The organism is Bradyrhizobium sp. UFLA05-109 (assembly GCF_054185165.1).
On sequence record NZ_JBBIAR010000025.1, the window covers coordinates 20,702 to 37,502 of the forward strand.

Annotated in this window: 16 protein-coding genes; 4 read left to right on the top strand and 12 right to left on the bottom strand. The window is 62.1% G+C overall.

Annotated features, from left to right (window positions below):
- Positions 1 to 84 precede the first annotated feature (84 nt).
- Positions 85 to 402 carry a hypothetical protein gene (locus Q3C01_RS19500; RefSeq protein ID WP_458146931.1) on the bottom strand — a complete coding sequence of 106 codons (318 nt, stop codon included), beginning with the start codon at positions 400 to 402 and terminating at the stop codon, positions 85 to 87.
- A 624-nt stretch (positions 403 to 1,026) separates the two neighbouring features.
- On the opposite strand from Q3C01_RS19500, the gene Q3C01_RS19505 reads away from it, so the two are divergent.
- The gene (locus tag Q3C01_RS19505; RefSeq protein WP_458146932.1) at positions 1,027 to 1,227 is read left to right on the top strand and encodes a hypothetical protein; all 201 of its coding nucleotides are present in this window, start codon (positions 1,027 to 1,029) and stop codon (positions 1,225 to 1,227) included.
- A 598-nt stretch (positions 1,228 to 1,825) separates the two neighbouring features.
- Here the strand turns inward: Q3C01_RS19505 and Q3C01_RS19510 are convergent.
- Together Q3C01_RS19510 and Q3C01_RS19515 are read right to left on the bottom strand one after the other, a co-directional pair.
- On the bottom strand, positions 1,826 to 2,635 hold the full coding sequence (locus Q3C01_RS19510; protein WP_458146933.1) for a septal ring lytic transglycosylase RlpA family protein: 810 nt from the start codon (positions 2,633 to 2,635) through the stop codon (positions 1,826 to 1,828).
- A gap of 93 nt (positions 2,636 to 2,728) precedes the next feature.
- Positions 2,729 to 3,190 (bottom strand): VOC family protein, encoded by a 462-nt coding sequence (locus Q3C01_RS19515; RefSeq protein WP_458146934.1) that lies wholly within the window; start codon positions 3,188 to 3,190, stop codon positions 2,729 to 2,731.
- Positions 3,191 to 3,419: 229 nt separating this feature from the next.
- On the opposite strand from Q3C01_RS19515, the gene Q3C01_RS19520 reads away from it, so the two are divergent.
- A complete protein-coding gene (locus tag Q3C01_RS19520; RefSeq protein ID WP_458146935.1) occupies positions 3,420 to 3,710 on the top strand; it encodes a hypothetical protein in 291 nt (96 codons plus the stop codon).
- 127 nt (positions 3,711 to 3,837) lie between these two features.
- Positions 3,838 to 4,767, top strand: a complete 930-nt coding sequence (locus Q3C01_RS19525) for an NAD-dependent epimerase/dehydratase family protein (protein WP_458146936.1) — start codon at positions 3,838 to 3,840, stop codon at positions 4,765 to 4,767.
- A 102-nt stretch (positions 4,768 to 4,869) separates the two neighbouring features.
- Here the strand turns inward: Q3C01_RS19525 and Q3C01_RS19530 are convergent, their stop codons facing one another.
- The 3 genes from Q3C01_RS19530 to Q3C01_RS19540 form a co-directional block, all read right to left on the bottom strand.
- Positions 4,870 to 5,937, bottom strand: a complete 1,068-nt coding sequence (locus Q3C01_RS19530; protein ID WP_458146937.1) for a transglycosylase SLT domain-containing protein — start codon at positions 5,935 to 5,937, stop codon at positions 4,870 to 4,872.
- Between the two features lie 218 nt (positions 5,938 to 6,155).
- Positions 6,156 to 6,998: a hypothetical protein gene (locus Q3C01_RS19535; protein WP_458146938.1), complete on the bottom strand. Its 843-nt coding sequence runs from the start codon at positions 6,996 to 6,998 to the stop codon at positions 6,156 to 6,158.
- A complete protein-coding gene (locus Q3C01_RS19540) occupies positions 6,967 to 7,629 on the bottom strand; it encodes a nucleotide-binding protein (RefSeq protein ID WP_458146939.1) in 663 nt (220 codons plus the stop codon). The genes Q3C01_RS19535 and Q3C01_RS19540 overlap by 32 nt, the downstream gene beginning before the upstream one ends.
- 610 nt (positions 7,630 to 8,239) lie before the next feature.
- Here Q3C01_RS19540 and Q3C01_RS19545 point away from each other — a divergent pair.
- A complete protein-coding gene (locus Q3C01_RS19545) occupies positions 8,240 to 9,679 on the top strand; it encodes an FAD-binding oxidoreductase (protein ID WP_458146940.1) in 1,440 nt (479 codons plus the stop codon).
- Between the two features lie 199 nt (positions 9,680 to 9,878).
- Here Q3C01_RS19545 and Q3C01_RS19550 read toward each other — a convergent pair whose 3' ends face one another.
- The 6 genes from Q3C01_RS19550 to ccmI all read right to left on the bottom strand — a co-directional run bounded on the left by Q3C01_RS19550 (position 9,879) and on the right by ccmI (position 16,778).
- Positions 9,879 to 10,559 (bottom strand): response regulator transcription factor, encoded by a 681-nt coding sequence (locus tag Q3C01_RS19550; RefSeq protein ID WP_254105763.1) that lies wholly within the window; start codon positions 10,557 to 10,559, stop codon positions 9,879 to 9,881.
- Between the two features lie 274 nt (positions 10,560 to 10,833).
- Positions 10,834 to 12,411 carry a Do family serine endopeptidase gene (locus Q3C01_RS19555; RefSeq protein ID WP_458146941.1) on the bottom strand — a complete coding sequence of 526 codons (1,578 nt, stop codon included), beginning with the start codon at positions 12,409 to 12,411 and terminating at the stop codon, positions 10,834 to 10,836.
- Between the two features lie 241 nt (positions 12,412 to 12,652).
- Positions 12,653 to 13,132 carry a cytochrome c-type biogenesis protein gene (locus tag Q3C01_RS19560; protein ID WP_458146942.1) on the bottom strand — a complete coding sequence of 160 codons (480 nt, stop codon included), beginning with the start codon at positions 13,130 to 13,132 and terminating at the stop codon, positions 12,653 to 12,655.
- 4 nt (positions 13,133 to 13,136) lie between these two features.
- The gene (locus tag Q3C01_RS19565; RefSeq protein ID WP_458146943.1) at positions 13,137 to 15,119 is read right to left on the bottom strand and encodes a heme lyase CcmF/NrfE family subunit; all 1,983 of its coding nucleotides are present in this window, start codon (positions 15,117 to 15,119) and stop codon (positions 13,137 to 13,139) included.
- Positions 15,116 to 15,619: a cytochrome c maturation protein CcmE gene (ccmE, locus tag Q3C01_RS19570; RefSeq protein WP_458146944.1), complete on the bottom strand. Its 504-nt coding sequence runs from the start codon at positions 15,617 to 15,619 to the stop codon at positions 15,116 to 15,118. Before ccmE ends, Q3C01_RS19565 begins: the two co-directional genes overlap by 4 nt.
- A 31-nt stretch (positions 15,620 to 15,650) precedes the next feature.
- Positions 15,651 to 16,778, bottom strand: coding sequence for a c-type cytochrome biogenesis protein CcmI (gene ccmI, locus Q3C01_RS19575; protein WP_458146945.1), 1,128 nt, complete (start codon positions 16,776 to 16,778; stop codon positions 15,651 to 15,653).
- Positions 16,779 to 16,801: the final 23 nt, after the last annotated feature.

Below are 16,801 nucleotides of genomic sequence, written 5' to 3' on the forward strand. Positions count from 1 at the left end.
CGCGTCGTCTTTGAGGAACATCGGCCGCCGTTCACCCAGGTGGGCCCTCTCACCGAGATCGCGGGATGCTAGCGCCGTTTCACATCAATGTTTTGCTGCTCTTTCCACGAATTCCAGCAGCGATGGAGCTACCTCGTCGAGTTCAACAAAGCGACGGCGCAGTTCGTCGGCGATCTCCACGGTCACATCGCGTGCCCATCCCTCTGCGGTATTGAAGGCCACAATGCGCGTCGGACGAATGTATTCTCCGGCCAGCAGGTGGTTGATCAACGTGTCGCGATTGGCGTCCTCTTCATCGGTCTCAGACCAGGCGCGGCCTAGCACGCCACCAAAGTCCTCCAGCACCAGATAGACGTCATGGTCCTCCGGACTCTGCGGCACGATGGACGGAGCGGGACTCATGAGAGCAATCCCTTTGCGGCCTTTTCGATCGTCGCTCCAAACGATCAAAAAACAACATGGTTATAATGCGTTAACAGTCCAATAGTTCACCGGGCCAACCAGAAATCCCGGGTCGCCACTTGCCTTTTGCCAGTTTCGTCTACCTGCGCTCCGTCGAATGGGGCGAAGTTCCGCTTATCGGAAATGGGCCTACGAAGGGAGAGGCGACCTTCGACTATTACGGATATTGATTTGCCGACTATCCAATGAGCACACAGCAAAGGGCCGCTGCGTTTGAATCGGCGGTCCTTTCGGGTGCGTACTGGTTCTTGAGGCCACCTCCGCGATCCAGGAATAGCGTTTGGTCCAGCCGCTGCCCTTCCGCGATAGCAAGCGCGCGCTCGTTCTCCGGGATGACCAGCATCCGGTAGCGGTCGCGCTTCACTTCATGGATCCAGCCAGCCCTAAGCCGCCCAATTTGGCCGAGCATGCATCAGTTCGTTCCCAATCGGGAACGAGGTGAAGCAGAAAGTGGCGTGCGTTGCACATTTACAACCCGCACATCCATTCGAGATACTAAGCTAGGGCGATCAAAAATAACTGAAACATATTTCGTGTTTGTTTCAATAACATCGGGGGCGAAAAGTGTTTGATGTCTATCGCAATGATAAATGCGACTTGCTCGTCCTGAGCAAAGGCTCTGCGATACCCGCGCTCAGCTCTAGGCATAAGTGGCGTAAAAGCAGAAAAAGGATTTCCAAAGTCAGCGACGAGATCAGGTCGGCCGTTCAGAGACAAGGGTATTACGTCCGTAGCTTGCGAGCTACCAAGAAGGGGGAGGTCTAGCGCATCGGCGGCGGCCGGGTTCTCCATGCGCAACCTACGACCACTCACCCACCACCCAAAGTCCAAAGTCCTCCCCGCTCCCTTGCGCGCGCGGTAAAATCATACGTCGACAAACTCTGGAGCTGATACCTGCGTCTTCCCGGACTATCTGCCGCGAGACGGCAACGGGATCACCAAAATCGATTACAGCATCGGCGTGCCGAGCGATGGCCGAAGCAAAGGCGGTATCGAGTTCTTCGGCCCGCTCACGTCGCCTATAGGAAGAAAGCCAAGTCGACGGCGCCCCCGCATGCCCTGGCGAAACAAGCAGCGCCGCACTGCACGCGATGGTCGCGCACAGTCTCTAGCACGTGACGGCTCACATCAGCGCTGCGGGTTGTAGCTAACTGCGATGACGTCGGCTCTGGCTAGCGACGCGTCTTGGCGGATGCCGCCCTGAACCAACCAATCGGCCGTCACGGATAGCACGATCAGCGACGTCGCGATCAAGACTGTACAGACCTTTTCAAACATCTAGTTGAACGCTGTGGCCTCGACTTGGTCCGAACGCACCAAGACATTCCGACCCGATGCGCACAGCCGAAGGACCATCATCAAGCTAAAGCACCTCAGCGCGAATCTGGGCTACGCCACGATCGATAATCCCCAAGCTACGCGCAGCACTGAGTGAAAGGTCAAGGATTCGGCCACGGACCCACGGTCCGCGGTCGGTAATACGAACCACCACGGACCTGTTGCTCCTGAGATCAGTAACGCGAACTCTCGTTCCGAACGGCAAACGGCGGTGCGCCGCGGTTAGTAGATTCCGATCAAACGACGAACCGCTCGCTGTCTTCCCTTTTGAATACGAGTAGTAGGAGGCTTTTCCAGAGAAGACTCGGTTGGAAGATTGAGCGGATGAGCGAGCTTCCGAACCTCGTGCCGGCTCTTGTTCAGTCGGCATTTGCGTTTGCGACTGATCCTGCTTTGTCTCGGCGGGAGCGGGCTCTGCATGTGCCTTTGGAATAACAGACCATCGATCATTGAAATCCTGTGCTGCAGCGGGGTTCACACTCAGTCCCATCCATACCGGGACCGTCGCAATCGCAACCATTCTCAAAAGAAGACGCATTGTCGGCCTCACGAACAACCGAAGAACAAGCCGACAATGCGAGGTCTTCAGTTGCGTTCCTGAACACGCATCCGCGCGTCGCAAAAAGGTGACGACATACCGACCTTGCCGAGCATGATGGCGAGCAGCGCATGCGCGCCGCAGCAATTCAGTTATCCCGCTGCGCCGCATCAGGTACTTAGGGAATAAGCGACCAGGCTCGGCTCGCGAACGAGACCGCTTGGGCCGGCTGCGTGGGACATTTACGTATCTTCCAGAATGGCGCCGAGAACAGCAGAGAGGCGGCATAGAGCACATGTGCGACAGCTCGAAACCGGCGCGGACGAGCGGCGTCGGCGCAAAGGTTTAGGCCGAGCGCCGTGGCGTCTCGAGCTTGATCATTTGAAGCTGTTACCCGTTCTGCGTCCCATCCGCGTAGCCGCCGCCAATCTGTGTTCCCGGAGCGAGCAGCCCTTTGCCCGGAACATGATTAATCTCTAGCCTCGTGCCATCTGGATCCTCGAACAGCACCGAGTAGTAGCCAGGGGCAAAACTGTCGTCTCGCGGTTCGTGAACGATATGTGCGCCAATCTTTACGAGGAAGGCGTACGCCTCGTCGACATCGGCACGTTCTCGCGCACGAAAACAGTGGTGATGCAATCCAACGGCGCCCTGGTGGAATCGTTGGCCAACATACTCGTCTGCTGGCGCATGAATGCCGAACCCCGTACGGCCGCCGACACAATAGAAGGTGTTCACCGTGTCGGCCACGATCGTAAGACCCATAAACGGTAGTAGTTGTCCGTAGAAGGCACGTGCGGCTGAAAAGTTTCCAGCCGTGATGAACGTGTGGGCAACGCCGTTGATTTGCATGCTCGGTCCTCCCGAATATATCACTTTTCGTAAATGACCAATTTTACGAACAGTACTCTGGGTACGCTGTCTCCAGCGCAAAATCCGGCCGCAGCTCCTCTCAACAAAGCGTGATTATATTATGATCATCATGTGATTGAGAGAACTCTCGCCATACCTACCTGACGAAGCATCTCGCGAACGACTGCAATCGTAGCTGTGGTCTCGCCTACTCCAAAGGAGATGCAATATGAAACGTCTGGAGCTCTTTACCGCTGTTGCGGTTGTCATCTTGGGGGGAGCCGATGTGGCAGCCGCCGCGGACCTTCCGACTTACGAATCGATGGGTCTCCCGATCACCGCCGTCCAGATTTCTGTTGTGGGATCGCCTCATGTTCAGGAGGTCTCGCCCACCCCCACTCTGACGGCAGGAGGCATGCCCGCCTCTCCTCATCAGATCGCGGTCCTAACGGCGCACAAAAACATTGCCAAGGAGTTTGCCGAGAAGCCGACCACTGGGAGTGGTGCGGTAACACGCTAGACCGGCGCGGCTACTTCCGGAGCAAGGGAATCGACGCAAGTCGGCTGATGTCTCCTTTGGGCCGCAAGCCACGTTAGTTCGAGGCCGCATGCTTGCGCCCAAATGCAAGCCAACAAGAGAGCTGGTCATGAAGATATTCGTTGCAGGCGCTACCGGCGCCGTGGGTCTTCCGCTCGTACGCGCTCTGCGGACGCTCGGTCATCAGGTAGTCGGCATGACACGCGCCGGTCCGGGCGTCGATCGTCTCCGCGAACTTGGTGCCTCGCCCTCCACCGCCGAGGCATTCGATCCGAAAGCGGTGCGCGATGCGATTGAGGCGGCGGCGCCGGACGTGGTGATCGACCAGCTAACCTGGCTTCCCGCCGACCCCGCCGACATTATCAAGTCCATGCCCAACGATACCCGCCTTCATCGTGAGGGCGGCGGCAATCTGCTCGCAGCGGCCGAAGCGCTCGGAGTCAAGCGTTATATCCTCCAGTCACGCGGCTTCTATTTGGACGCCCCGGCCGGGAAACTCGCCGACGAGAGGACCAAGCTCCGCTATGACGCGCCCGGCGAGATCGGCAAGAGCACTCGCGTCATAGGCGCATATGAGGATCGGGTCCTTGCTTCGCGAGCCCTGGATGGCGTGGTCCTGCGCTACGGCTTCTTCTACGGTCCCGGCACATGGTATCGCCCGGAGGGCGCCGTCGCCGAGCAAGTACGAAAGCGCGAGGCGGCGATCATCGGCGAAGGCAATGCCGTTTGGTCCTTCGTTCACATCGATGATGCCATTGCGGGAACAATTGCCTCACTGACCGCCGAACCGGGAATTTATAACGTCGTGGATGACGATCCGCTGCCCGTTTCCGAATGGCTGCCGTCCTTCGCCCGTTGGGTCGATGCGCCCGAGCCGCCCCATTTGAGCGCGGAAGAGGCACGGAAGATCGCAGGCGAGGAAGCGGTTTACTACCACACGAAGCTGACGGGCGCCTCCAATAGCCGCGCCAAAGCGAAGCTCGGTTTTGCACCGCGTCCGCTGCTGTGGAAAAGCTGTCTCAATGCACCCACCAGGTGAGGGCAGCAGCGAGCACGATGCCCTGCGAGGAAGATGTTGGAGCGCTTATCAACGCGATGGATGAAGAGGAAAGACGTGCGCGGTGGGCAGTCACAAACTGTTCTATCTCGCGCGTTCGGCCGCCGCAGTTAGCACTGGATAGCGGGCATAGAGCGTGTCGACGCGGTCCCGCCACATCGCGACGAACGCGCCAGAGGTGAGACTATCGACCGACTTCCATTCGCGTTTGACCGCCGGCAGCGTGTTGCCCCAGATGGCGCGCTTGCACCATCGCTCGCCCTTCGCCGAGCCCTCCTGGGTTGCGCACATCGACTTCCAGGCAATCCGCTGCGGATGACTGACGTGTTGGGCGGCTCCTTCCCAGCCCTGCTGGTGGATCAGGTAGAGATCGGAAAACGTTGGCTGCTTGTGCGTTAGTACTTCGAATAGCGCAGCCTCGGTGATGAACTTGTAGGCGGCGCCCATGGCGTTGTCGCGAGGATTGAGGATGTCGCCCGATCCGAATTTGCTGAACTCATACTTGCTCAGCTGGAACAGACCGATATAGGAGCCGGTGCGTTGCTTGGGATTGAAATCGGATTCGATCTTGGCGACCGCCTTCATGAAATTGGCATCTATACCGAACGCCTTGGCCGCGTGTTCGATCTCCTGGATGGGCGTTCCAAGCGGCACGCCGCTCAACGCCGACAAGGCGATCTTCGCGGGTTTGTCCGGCGGCGGGATTTCCGAGTAGACGTAGTATTTGAGATACGACGGTTCGCCTTCGTCCGGATTGGGCGAGGCAGCGCTCGGACGGTCCTGCTGTGGGGTTGCCGGGCTCTCGGGCGGCGCTGCCTCAAGGCTGGCGACCTGCAACATTCGCTCTTGCCGCGTCGAACTAGTTGAATCGGACGGCATCACCGCGTCCGGCGCGGCAGCGCTGAATCCCGCCGCGACGATCGCATTAGCCAATGATCCCGTATCGAACTTGGTCTCGATGACCGGAGTCGGAAACGCTGCGCCGGCATTTGTCAGGACCGTCGTCACTTTCAGCGGGATGGCGCTGAATGCATCGGCAATTCTCGCATTCGGCGTCGAGACGCTCGGGCGCGATGCCGCGATCTGATGAATCGCGGCAAGCGACGTCGCGATCAGCGCCCCGGCAATCCAGCTAACTTGCCAAACTTTCACTGTTGCAAGCCGCGCCCCCGCGCGGTTCCCCATTCGTACCCCCAGACTTGGCACGTAAATTAAGGAGGCGAAGGGAAGACAATGGGGCGCATATGTGGCGCAGGTGGGGTCAGTCTCGGCCGCATCGCCAAGATCGCCTAAATTGGAAGTTGCCGGGCGGTCCTCGCCCGGGCCTCGGCCTCAGTCAAATCGGACGCCAAATGGCCGCGCTGTCAGCTTTACATCTCTGGATCTGAAATGCGGGTCAGCATCTTCACGTGCGGTCCCGCCCGTTTGAAGATCGGCTCCCAAAAGGCATAGGCCTTCTCGGCGAAGCTCGCGCTCTCGCTGAACTTCGTGGACGCCCCCCGAATTGCGGCCTGTCGCCGGCAGCCCTGCTCCTCAAGGTGCCAGATAAATTGAGCGACCTGGCGCGCGTACGTGCTCGGACGACCTCGGTGGTTGGGTACGATCTCAAGCCGCATGGTGCCGGTGTCGCGCGTTTCCGGTTCGGTGATACTGGCAAGCCAGATGAAGATTGATGGATCAATGCTCACGGCATAGCCGTCACGTTTGAGCTGCTGATTGATCATAGAGAACGCGCTGGCGGCTTCTCTGAAGCATTCGCTCAGGATGAAGTTCGCCTGATTCTCCAGTTTACCGCTCCGAAGATCGTCCAGCATTCTGATCGCCTCGTCAGTGAGCCGCCGCATGTATCGCGGTTGCGGCTGCCCTGCGCCGTCGATGTTTTCAAAAGCTCTGTCTTGATGGTCCTTGGCAATCTTCACCATCATCTCGATGGTAGTGTCGGACTCTAGGAGTTCGTCCTTGCGTACCGCCGCCGCATTCCGAGATTCAAGCACTGCAACGGGACTGGGAGCCGTCGCTTGCGGTGCAAGGATTGTTTGATCAGACGTCTTCTCGCCTGTGTGCTCCGATCCCGGATTGTAAGCAGCAATCCCGCTGGACAATGCAAACAGGCCATCGTCAAGGGCTCGGCTTGCCGCCGAGGTAAACTCCACGAGCGAGCGTCGCGCGTAGCGCGGGTGGTTAGCACGCCGCCTGTTTTGCGTGTGGCTCATGATCTAACGCCCCCTCGACAAGCTTTTTCAGGACCCAGCGCTCCAGCTCTCGAACTTCCTCCGAGGCTCTTCCCTCTTGTGCAAACTCGGTCACGCCCAATCCTGCCCCAAGCGCGTCCTGATGGTCATTGCGCTGTCCGACATAGGGAAGCGCAAGCACCCCGAGCGAATTGAGCGACGTTGCAGCTTCACTCAAGCGGCAGCCCCGCGGTGGCGTCTGATTGAGGACGAAAGCAAATCGGCGGTTGAGCCTACGAATAGCAATCAGCGTCGGTATCGCAGCTTCGATGTCGGCCGGGCTCGGACGCACCGGCATCAGGCAAAGATCGGCCCTCGCGATGGCGCGCATGGCCAGTGCATTGTTCGTGGCGGCGGTATCGATGATCGTAAGCCAGATCCCCTCAGCTTCAAGGCTGACGAGCGCCCCTTCTATTTCGGCGGGATCGGCGACCCGAACGACCCGCGGATAGGGATTGCCGCGCCGCTCTTTCCATTTTGAAATCGTGCCTTGCGGATCCGCCTCGACAATTGCGACGCGCTCCCCGTTCCCCATCGCCGCGACTGCAATTCCGACCGCCAGCGTGCTCTTACCGCTTCCGCCTTTTTGGGTGACCAGAGCAAGGACATACATCTCCTGCGCGTCCCGTATGACAACGACATGAAAAGCACGAGTCGTCGAAAAGAAATTGGACCTAACAATCGGTGACGTACCACTCCCCATCGTGAATCGCATCAAGCGCGAGCGTGGAACTCACAACCAAATCAAGGCCCAGCCACTAACGACATACCGCGCCATACGTCGCCCAACAGACCATTTCGGAGCCAAGTCGAGCTTTGCCACCGGACCATTACCGGAAATCGCTTGGCGCTATCGATTGCCTCGCGGACGACAATGGGTGACCACTTATCGGCCGGCTACCTAGGGGTTCAATGGTCTCTATGATTAGTGCTTCGACTTGTGGCGATGGCGCGTAACGACCGCTTCGATTCCCGCTGCCGTCGGATGAAAGCCGTCCGACCGGCATATTTTATGAGTGAACCTTTCCTTCGCCAGGCGCACTCACGTCTAGAGCGGACTCCGTTGAACGCCCTCAGAGAGCGTAGCGGCCGCCCGCGAAATCGTTCGCATGCGACGATCGTCATTGAGTGACATCGTCTGGTTTTTTTGAGTGATCTTTTGTCCGGGGACGTGAGCGCCGTCGCTTGCCGGCCCTCACGTCCGCACCTTTGGAGAGAATGCCATGACCGAGATCCGGCTGGCCTCGCTGCAGGGCGGGGCGATTGCGCTTGGAACTGATACTCTCGATGCTTTGCGACAGTCAGTGCGGGGCGCCGTTTGTCTCCCCGGGGAGGCGGGCTACGATGAGGCGCGCACGATCTGGAATGCGATGATTGATCGCCACCCCGGCGCAGCGATCCGCTGCAAGGGCGCTTCCGACATCATCCGTTGCGTCAACTTTGCGCGTGAGCACGGGGTCCTGCTTGCTGTGCGCGCCGGTGGCCACAACATTGCCGGCAATGCCGTCTGCGAAGGCGGTCTTTTGCTTGATCTCTCGCTGATGCGTGGCATTAGGGTCGATCCCGTTCGGCGCACCGCGCGCGTCGAACCGGGCGCGACTCTTGGCGATTTCGACAGGGAGGCGCAAGCCTTCGGGCTGGCCACCCCACTCGGTATCAATTCGACGACGGGCGTGGCGGGGCTCACGCTTGGTGGTGGCTTCGGCTGGCTCAGTCGCAAGTTTGGACTGTCGATCGATAACCTTGTCTCGGCCGACCTGGTGACGGCCGACGGCAAGCTTGTGCAGGCGAGCACAACCGAGAACTCCGACCTGTTCTGGGCACTGCGCGGAGGCGGCGGCAATTTCGGCGTCGTGAGCTCCTTTGAGTTTCGCCTCCACCCGGTTGGGCCGATGGTCTACTCCGGCCTGATTGTCCATCCCTTTGCCCGGGCACGAGAGCTCCTCGCCGGCTACCGACAGGTTGCAGCCAAGGCGCCTGATGAGCTCACGCAATGGGTGGTGCTCAGAAAGGCCCCACCCCTGCCCTTCCTGCCCGCGGACGTTCACGGCAAGGAGATCGTCGTCTTTGCGGTCTGCTATGTGGGGGACGAGCGCGAAGGCAATCGTGCATTGGAGCCGTTGCGCTCCCTCGGAGCGCCGATTGCCGACGTGGTCGGCATGCAGCCTTTCGCGGCATGGCAGAGCGCGTTCGACCCGCTGCTTACTCCGGGTGCCTACAACTATTGGAAATCGCACAATTTCGTCGAACTCGGCGATGGCCTCCTGGACGTCATGGTCAACCAGGTCGCCAGTCTCCCGACAGACGAATGCGAGGTCTTCCTTGGGCAACTCGGCGGTGCGGCCAGCCGTGTCGCGCCTGACGCGATGGCCTATCCGCATCGCAGCGCGAATTTTGCGATGAATGTGCACACGCGATGGCGCGAACGTGCCGACCAGCAGCGTTCCATCGATTGGGCGCGGAGCCTGTTTGCTGAAACCGCGCCCCATGCGACCGGCGGCGTCTATGTGAACTTCATGCCCGAGGACGAAACCGATCGCGTGTCCAGCGCTTACGGTGCGAACTATGCAAGGCTCGCAGCGCTGAAGGCCAAGTACGATCCGCACAACCTGTTCCGGTTGAACCAGAACGTCCAGCCATCCGCGCAGCGCACAGCAGCCTGACCGGAGAGGAGGAAGCACGAGGTATAGCGCATTGCGGAGCACAGCTTCGGATCAACGACCCGTGGTCAAACAGATTGAAAAGAGCCCCGCTTAGGCGGGGCTTTTACATTTTGCTGGATACGGAGCGCCCTCGAAAAGCGCTAAAAATCCGCCAAGCTAGAACTAACTCAGACCGATAAAACGGAGAGATAGCGAGCCGTTATCTGATGCCGTCGCGGATCATGTACCCGGCGCCGCGGATCGTGTGCAGCAGCGGTCGATCGAACCCCTTGTCGATCTTGGAGCGCAGCCGCGAGATGTGCACGTCGATCACGTTGGTTTGCGGATCGAAATGATAGTCCCAGACGTTCTCCAGCAGCATGGTGCGCGTCACCACCTGCCCTGCATGCTTCATGAGATATTCGAGCAGCCGGAATTCGCGCGGCTGAAGTGTCAGCTCGTCCTTGCCGCGGGCGACGCGATGCGAGAGCCGGTCGAGCTCGAGATCGCCGACGCGATAGACCGTGTCCTCGGCGGGACCGCCCCGGCGGCGCGACAGCACCTCGACGCGGGCGAGCAGCTCGGCGAACGAGTACGGTTTCGGCAGGTAGTCATCGCCGCCGGCACGCAGGCCCTTGATGCGGTCATCGACCTGGCCGAGCGCGGAGAGAATCAGCACGGGCGACGAATCGCCCTTTTCGCGCAAGGCGCCGATCAGCGACAGGCCATCGCGCTTGGGCAGCATGCGGTCGACCACCAGCACGTCGTAGTCGCCGCTCTCGGCCATGGCGAGGCCTTCCTCGCCGTCAGAGGCGTGGTCGGCGATGTGACCGACTTCGCGAAACGCCTTGACGAGATAATCGGCGGATTCGCGGTCGTCTTCGATGATGAGGAGGCGCATCGTGCGGTCGGCGGCGGTCAAGGAGGTCAGCCCTTCTGTCAACATGGCGCGGTCGGCAATCGCATGCAAGCGGAGCGGAAGATTCTCGAACCGGGAAAAGAGCGGGCGGTGAAGCTGGGGGACCTCACCGCCCTTAGGCCCTTCCGACGGAGGGGGGCGTATTCCACCGGAAGGTAGGTTGGGGAAGCGGAGTTGCTCCGCTCCCCGGAAGGGAGCCCGCGGCGGGGGCGACTAATGCCGGCGGCTCCCTTCATCTCGTAAGGCCTCCTGATCCTCAGCCCTTGGCGAGAGGCACTGCGACGAAGCGCGACTGGCCGCCGCTCTTCACGCGCATCAGGACGCTGTTCTTGTTGTCGGTACGCGCCGCATTGATCGCTTCGCGCACGTCGCCGGCGGTGCTCACGCTCTTGCCGGCGACCTCGAGAATCACGTCGCCCTCCTTGAAGCCGCGCTCGGCTGCCGCGCTCTTCGGATCGACCTCGGTGACCACGACGCCATCCTTGCCGGCGCCAGCCACGCTGTTGGCCGGGGCAACCGTCATGCCGAGCTTCGGCACGTCGGTGCCACGGGTCGGCGCTTTGCTGTTGTCGTTGTCAGTGTCGGCCTTGGCCTCGACCGTGTTCGGCAGCTGACCGAGGGTGAGGTTCACGACCTTGTCCTGGCCCTTATGCAACACGTTCAGCTTTACGGTCGCACCGGGCGCCATGCCGCCGATGGTGCGGGCGAGCTCGCGGGCGTCCTTGACGGTCTCGCCGTTGACCGAGGTGATGACGTCGCCGGACTCGATGCCGGCCTTCGCCGCCGGACCGTTGGCTTGCGGCTCCGCCACCAGTGCGCCTTCGGCCTTCTTCATGCCGAGGCTGTCGGCGATGTCGGACGTGACGGGCTGGATCTGCACGCCGATCCAGCCGCGGCTGACCGAGCCCTTGTCCTTGAGCTGAGCCACCACGCTCTTCACGGTCGCGGCGGGAATCGAGAACGCGATGCCGACGCTGCCGCCGGAGGGCGAATAGATCGCCGTGTTGACGCCCATCACCTCGCCGTCGGTATTGAAGGCCGGACCGCCGGAGTTGCCCTTGTTCACGGGCGCGTCGATCTGGATGAAATCGTCATACGGACCGTTGCCGATGTCGCGGCCGCTGGCCGAGACGATGCCGGCAGTCACGGTGCCGCCGAGGCCGAAGGGATTGCCGACCGCGAGCACCCAGTCGCCGATTCGCGGCTTGCCGTCGGACAGCTTTGCGAAGGAGAAGTTCGAACCACCCTCGACCTTGATCAAAGCGAGGTCGGTGCGCTGGTCGGTGCCGATCACTTTGGCGGTGTAGGTCTTGCCGTCGTCGGTCGTGACCTCGACCTTGTCGGCGCCGTCGACCACGTGATTGTTGGTCACGGCAAAGCCGTCAGCCGAGATGAAGAAGCCCGAGCCCTGGCCGGTGATGGCACGCCCGCCGCCGCGCGGTCCGCGTAGCCCCGGAATCCCATCCTGCCCGCCGAAGCGGCGGAAGAAACGCTCCATCGGCGAGCCCGGCTGGAACGGCGAATCATCACCGTCATCGTTGCTCGCGGTCTTCTCCTTGATGTTGACCTTCACCGAGATCACCGAGGGTTTGACGCGCTCGACGATGTCGGCAAATCCGATCGGACGTTCGACCTTCTTGACCTCGTTGTTCACCTGCGCATGCGCCGGGCTCGAGAACAGGTCGGCCGGCGACGTCGACGGGCTGAAGCCATAGACGGCGACGCCCAGGCCGGCGACCACCGAGGCCATCAGCGCGAGCTTGCGGGCAGCAAGCAGCGAGCGTCGCGGCTGCCGGTACGACGGGAGGGACGAGAGGTCGGGACGTTCGGTCATGCAGGAATCTCCAGGGCCTTGAATTCGTTTTGGCGCTGCTTGGACAACGCCTTACGATACGGAAGATGGGGATTGGCGCCTTACAGCGCGCTGGCGGCGGGGTTAAACTTTTGTAATGATGGGCAAATACCGCTGCGGCAGAATAGCGCAGGCCAAAAATGATGATTTCGCAGGAACTTAGCAGAGGTTCCGCGAACGGCTCAGATGCCTGCTTTTGGGTCCCTTGCAGGGCGCAAAACGGTTAGCTCGATTTCGCCTCGTCGGACATCAGTGCCGCGAGCTTCGCTTCCTCGTCGGGCGTGAGTGGCGGCGTCACATTTGCGGCGCCTTGCGCCCGACGCCGGATCTGAAGCCAGATCGCGATACCGCCCGCTCCCAGCGCGAGCGGCGCGAGCAGCCATAGCAGCAAGGTCTGCCGCTCGAAGCGCGGCTTCAGCAGGACGAACTCGCCATAGCGTGCCACCAGGAAATCGATCACCTGGGAATTGCTGTCGCCGGCCGCGATCCGTTCGCGCACCAACAGGCGCAGGTCGCGCGCGAGCGGTGCCTCGGAGTCGTCAATCGACTGATTCTGGCAGACCATGCAGCGCAACTCGCGCGACAACTCGCGCGCACGCGCCTCCTTCGCGGGGTCGGCCATGATCTCGTCGGGCTGCACGGCATGGGCTGCGGGCAGCCCCAAAAATGCAAGCGCAAGGAAAGCTGCGATCATCCGGCGCATCGGATCACTCCGCCGGCTGCAAGCGCTGCTGCGCGCGCGCCGGCTTTGGCGCGCCAACACGCAAGCGGCGGTCAGACAGCGACAGCACGCCGCCGAACGCCATCAGGACCGGTCCCCACCAGATCAACAGCACCAGCGGCTTGTGATAGATGCGCACGGCGATCGCGCCTTCCGCGGTCACGTCGCCGAGCGAGATGTAGAGCTGGCTTGCGCCGCGGGTCAGGAGCGCAGCTTCAGTGGTCGAGGAGCCGCGCGTGGTGAAGTTGCGCTTCGACGGCGTCATCACGCTGAGCGCCTCGCCGTCGCGGGTGACCTCGAACCGCGCGATCATTTCACTGAAGTTCGGGCCCTGCCGCTGAAACAGCCCATCGAGCTTCAGTTCGTAACCGGCGACCTTGGCAACATCGTCCGGCTTCATGGTGCCGATATATTCGCTGTTCCAGGTGGTCTCGCAGACGATGCCGATCAGCGCGATGCCAAGGCCGACATGCGCGAAGGCCGTGCCCCAGACCGAGCGCGGCAATCCGCGCGCACGCCGCATCGCCGTTCCGAACGGCACGCGGAACAGACCGACACGTTCGACGAGATCGGTCACCGCGCCGACGATGACAAACACCGCGAGCGCGATGGCCGGAGGCGCAAGCGCGCTGCCGCCATGCGTCCAGGCCCATACCAGCCCCAGCGCCAGCAGCGCGAGGATGCCTGCGGCCAGCAGACGCTGCGCGGCACCAAGCAGATCACCGCGCTTCCACGCCAGCATCGGGCCAAAGGGAACGGCGATCAGCAGCGGCACGAACAGCGGCCCGAAGGTGAGATTGAAGAACGGCGCGCCGACCGAGATCTTTTCGCCGGTCAAGACTTCCAGCCCGAGCGGATAGAGCGTTCCGACCAGCACCGTCGCACAAGCAGTGGTGAGGAAGAGATTGTTCAGCACCAGCGCGCCCTCGCGCGAGATCGGCGCGAACAGCCCGCCCTGCTTCAGTGAGGACACGCGCGCAGCATACAGGCTCAGACTGCCGCCGATGAATACGCACAGGATCAGCAGGATGAAGACGCCGCGCGTCGGATCACTGGCAAAGGCATGTACGGAGGTGAGCACGCCCGAGCGCACCAGGAAGGTGCCGAGCAGCGACAGCGAGAAGGTCAGGATCGAGAGGAGAATGGTCCAGACCTTCAGCGCGTTGCGCTTTTCCATCACCAGCGCCGAATGCAATAGCGCAGTGCCGGCGAGCCACGGCATCAGCGAGGCGTTTTCGACCGGATCCCAGAACCACCAGCCGCCCCAGCCGAGCTCGTAATAGGCCCAGTAGGAGCCCATGGCGATGCCGAGCGTCAGGAAGATCCAGGCCATGAGCGTCCACGGCCGCACCCAGCGCGCCCAGGCTGCGTCGATGCGACCTTCGAGCAGCGCCGCGATCGCAAACGAGAACGAGATCGAGAAGCCGACATAGCCGAGATAGAGCATCGGCGGATGCACCGCGAGGCCGACGTCCTGGAGCACCGGATTGAGGTCGCGTCCCTCGATCGGCGGGTTGGCGATACGCAGGAACGGGTTCGAGGTGATCAGGATGAAGAGGTAGAAGGCGCTCGCGACCCATGCCTGCACGGCGAGCACATGAGCGCGCAGCGACAGCGGCAAGTTGTTGCCGAAGGCAGCGACGAGGCCGCCGAACAGCGCCAGGATCGACACCCACAGCAGCATCGAGCCTTCATGGTTTCCCCATACGCCGGTGATCTTGTAGATCAGCGGCTTCATCGAGTGGGAATTCTCGTAGACGTTGGCGACGGAGAAGTCCGAGGTGACGTGAAGGGTGACGAGCGCGACGAAAGACGCGCCGACGAACAGCAATTGCGCCAGCGCCGTCGAGCGGGCGACGCTCATCAGTGCGGGATCACGCAAGCGCGCGCCGATCAGCGGCACGAAGGACTGGATCAGTGCAAGACCCAGCGCCAGCACCAGGGCGTAGTGTCCGGATTCCGCGATCACCGCACGGCTCCCTGCGGATTGCCTTGCGCGGTCGTGGCCGCGGGCTTTGTGCTGTTCTTGGCGCCGTAATCATCCTTCCAGTGCCCCTGCTTCTTCAGGGCGTCGGCAACGTCCTTGGGCATGTAGGTCTCGTCATGCTTGGCCAGAACCGTGTCGGCCTTGAACACGCCGCTGGCGTCGAGCGCGCCTTCGGCGACGACGCCCTGCCCTTCGCGGAATAGATCGGGCAGGATGCCCTTGTAGGCGACCGGCAGCTTGGCGCTGCCATCGGCGACTTCGAAGGTCACCGCGAGATTGTCACCACGTTGCAGCGAGCCCGGCTGCACCAGGCCGCCGAGGCGAAACCGCTTGCCCGGTGCGATGTGCTTCTCCGCGACCATGGTCGGGGTCGAGAAGAACACGATGGAATCGCGCAGCGCGTTCAGCACCAGTGCTGCGGCGAGCGCGAGCACGGCGAGCGATCCGCCGATGATGGTCATACGTCGCTGCTTGCGCGTCATGGCTGGTCTCTTTCCGCCCTTCCTGCGATCGTCATCCGTCAAGCCCGAGATTCTTCAGGCCTTCATTGAGCTGGCGCAGCCGTTCCGCGTCGTTGGCCACCGCCTCGCGGGCATCGCTGAGCGCGCCCCTCGCCTTGTCGCGATCGCCCATCACGACGTAGGCGCGCACGAGGCGGAGCCAGCCGTCGACGTCATCGCCGTTCTGCTTGAGCCGGTTGGCAAGCCGCTCGACCATGCCGCGGATCATCGCGCCCCGATCGCCTTCGCTCATGTCCTTGGCCGCTGCGATCGTATCGTCCGAGAGCGCCGGCGCGGCGCTGCCGCCGCCGACCCGCGCCAGCGAGGATTGCACGAGCGCGCGCCACGGCGCGTCCTGCGGCGCTTTCGCAAGCACCCCGCGCCAGATCGCGGCCGCATCATCCTTGCGGCCATCCTGCTCGGCGGCGAGACCGAGAAAATAGTTCGCCTTCGGTTCCTCTGCATTGAGCGCATGCGCGCGCTCGAACTCTGCCTTGGCTTCGGCCGTCACGACGCCGCCGGCCGCGGCCAAAAGCGCCTCGCCGAGATCGGACCTTCGCTCCGCGCTTTCGCCGTTATAGGTGAGCGAATTGCGATAGGCGCGCACCGCTTCATCATAGCGGCCGAGCCGCTCCAAAACCGGTGCAAGCACGCTCCAGCCGCGACCATCGGTCGGATTCTTCTCGAGGTGCTGCTCGACCTGCGTCACCATGTTCTCGAGCGGCTGCTGCATGCCGGGCGCGCGATCGCGCTGCGCCAGCGGAAAGTCGTGCAGCCTCGGCGAGCCCAGCGGAATGTAGACGAGGATCGCGACCAGCGGCAGGCCGAGCAGCGCCAGCACGGCCGCCGCGCGGCGCCATTTCAGGCTCGACCGGCCGTCCGGCGCAGGCTCGCTGCCGTCCGGCGCGGACTCGCTGCCGGCCGCGGCCAGCAACCGGCGGCCGATCTCGATCCGCGCAGCCTCCGCCTCCGGCGCCGCAATCAGGCCCGCGGCAAGATCGCGCTCGACCTCGGCAAGCTGGTCCTTGTAGACGGCGACCTCGCTGCCTCCGCCCTGCGCGCCGCCGGCACGGCCGAGCGGCCAGAGCACAGCGAAAATCGCCGCGACCGTCATCAGCGCGAACACGAACCATAGCGTCATCGGGCAAGCTTCCGGCAGCGCGA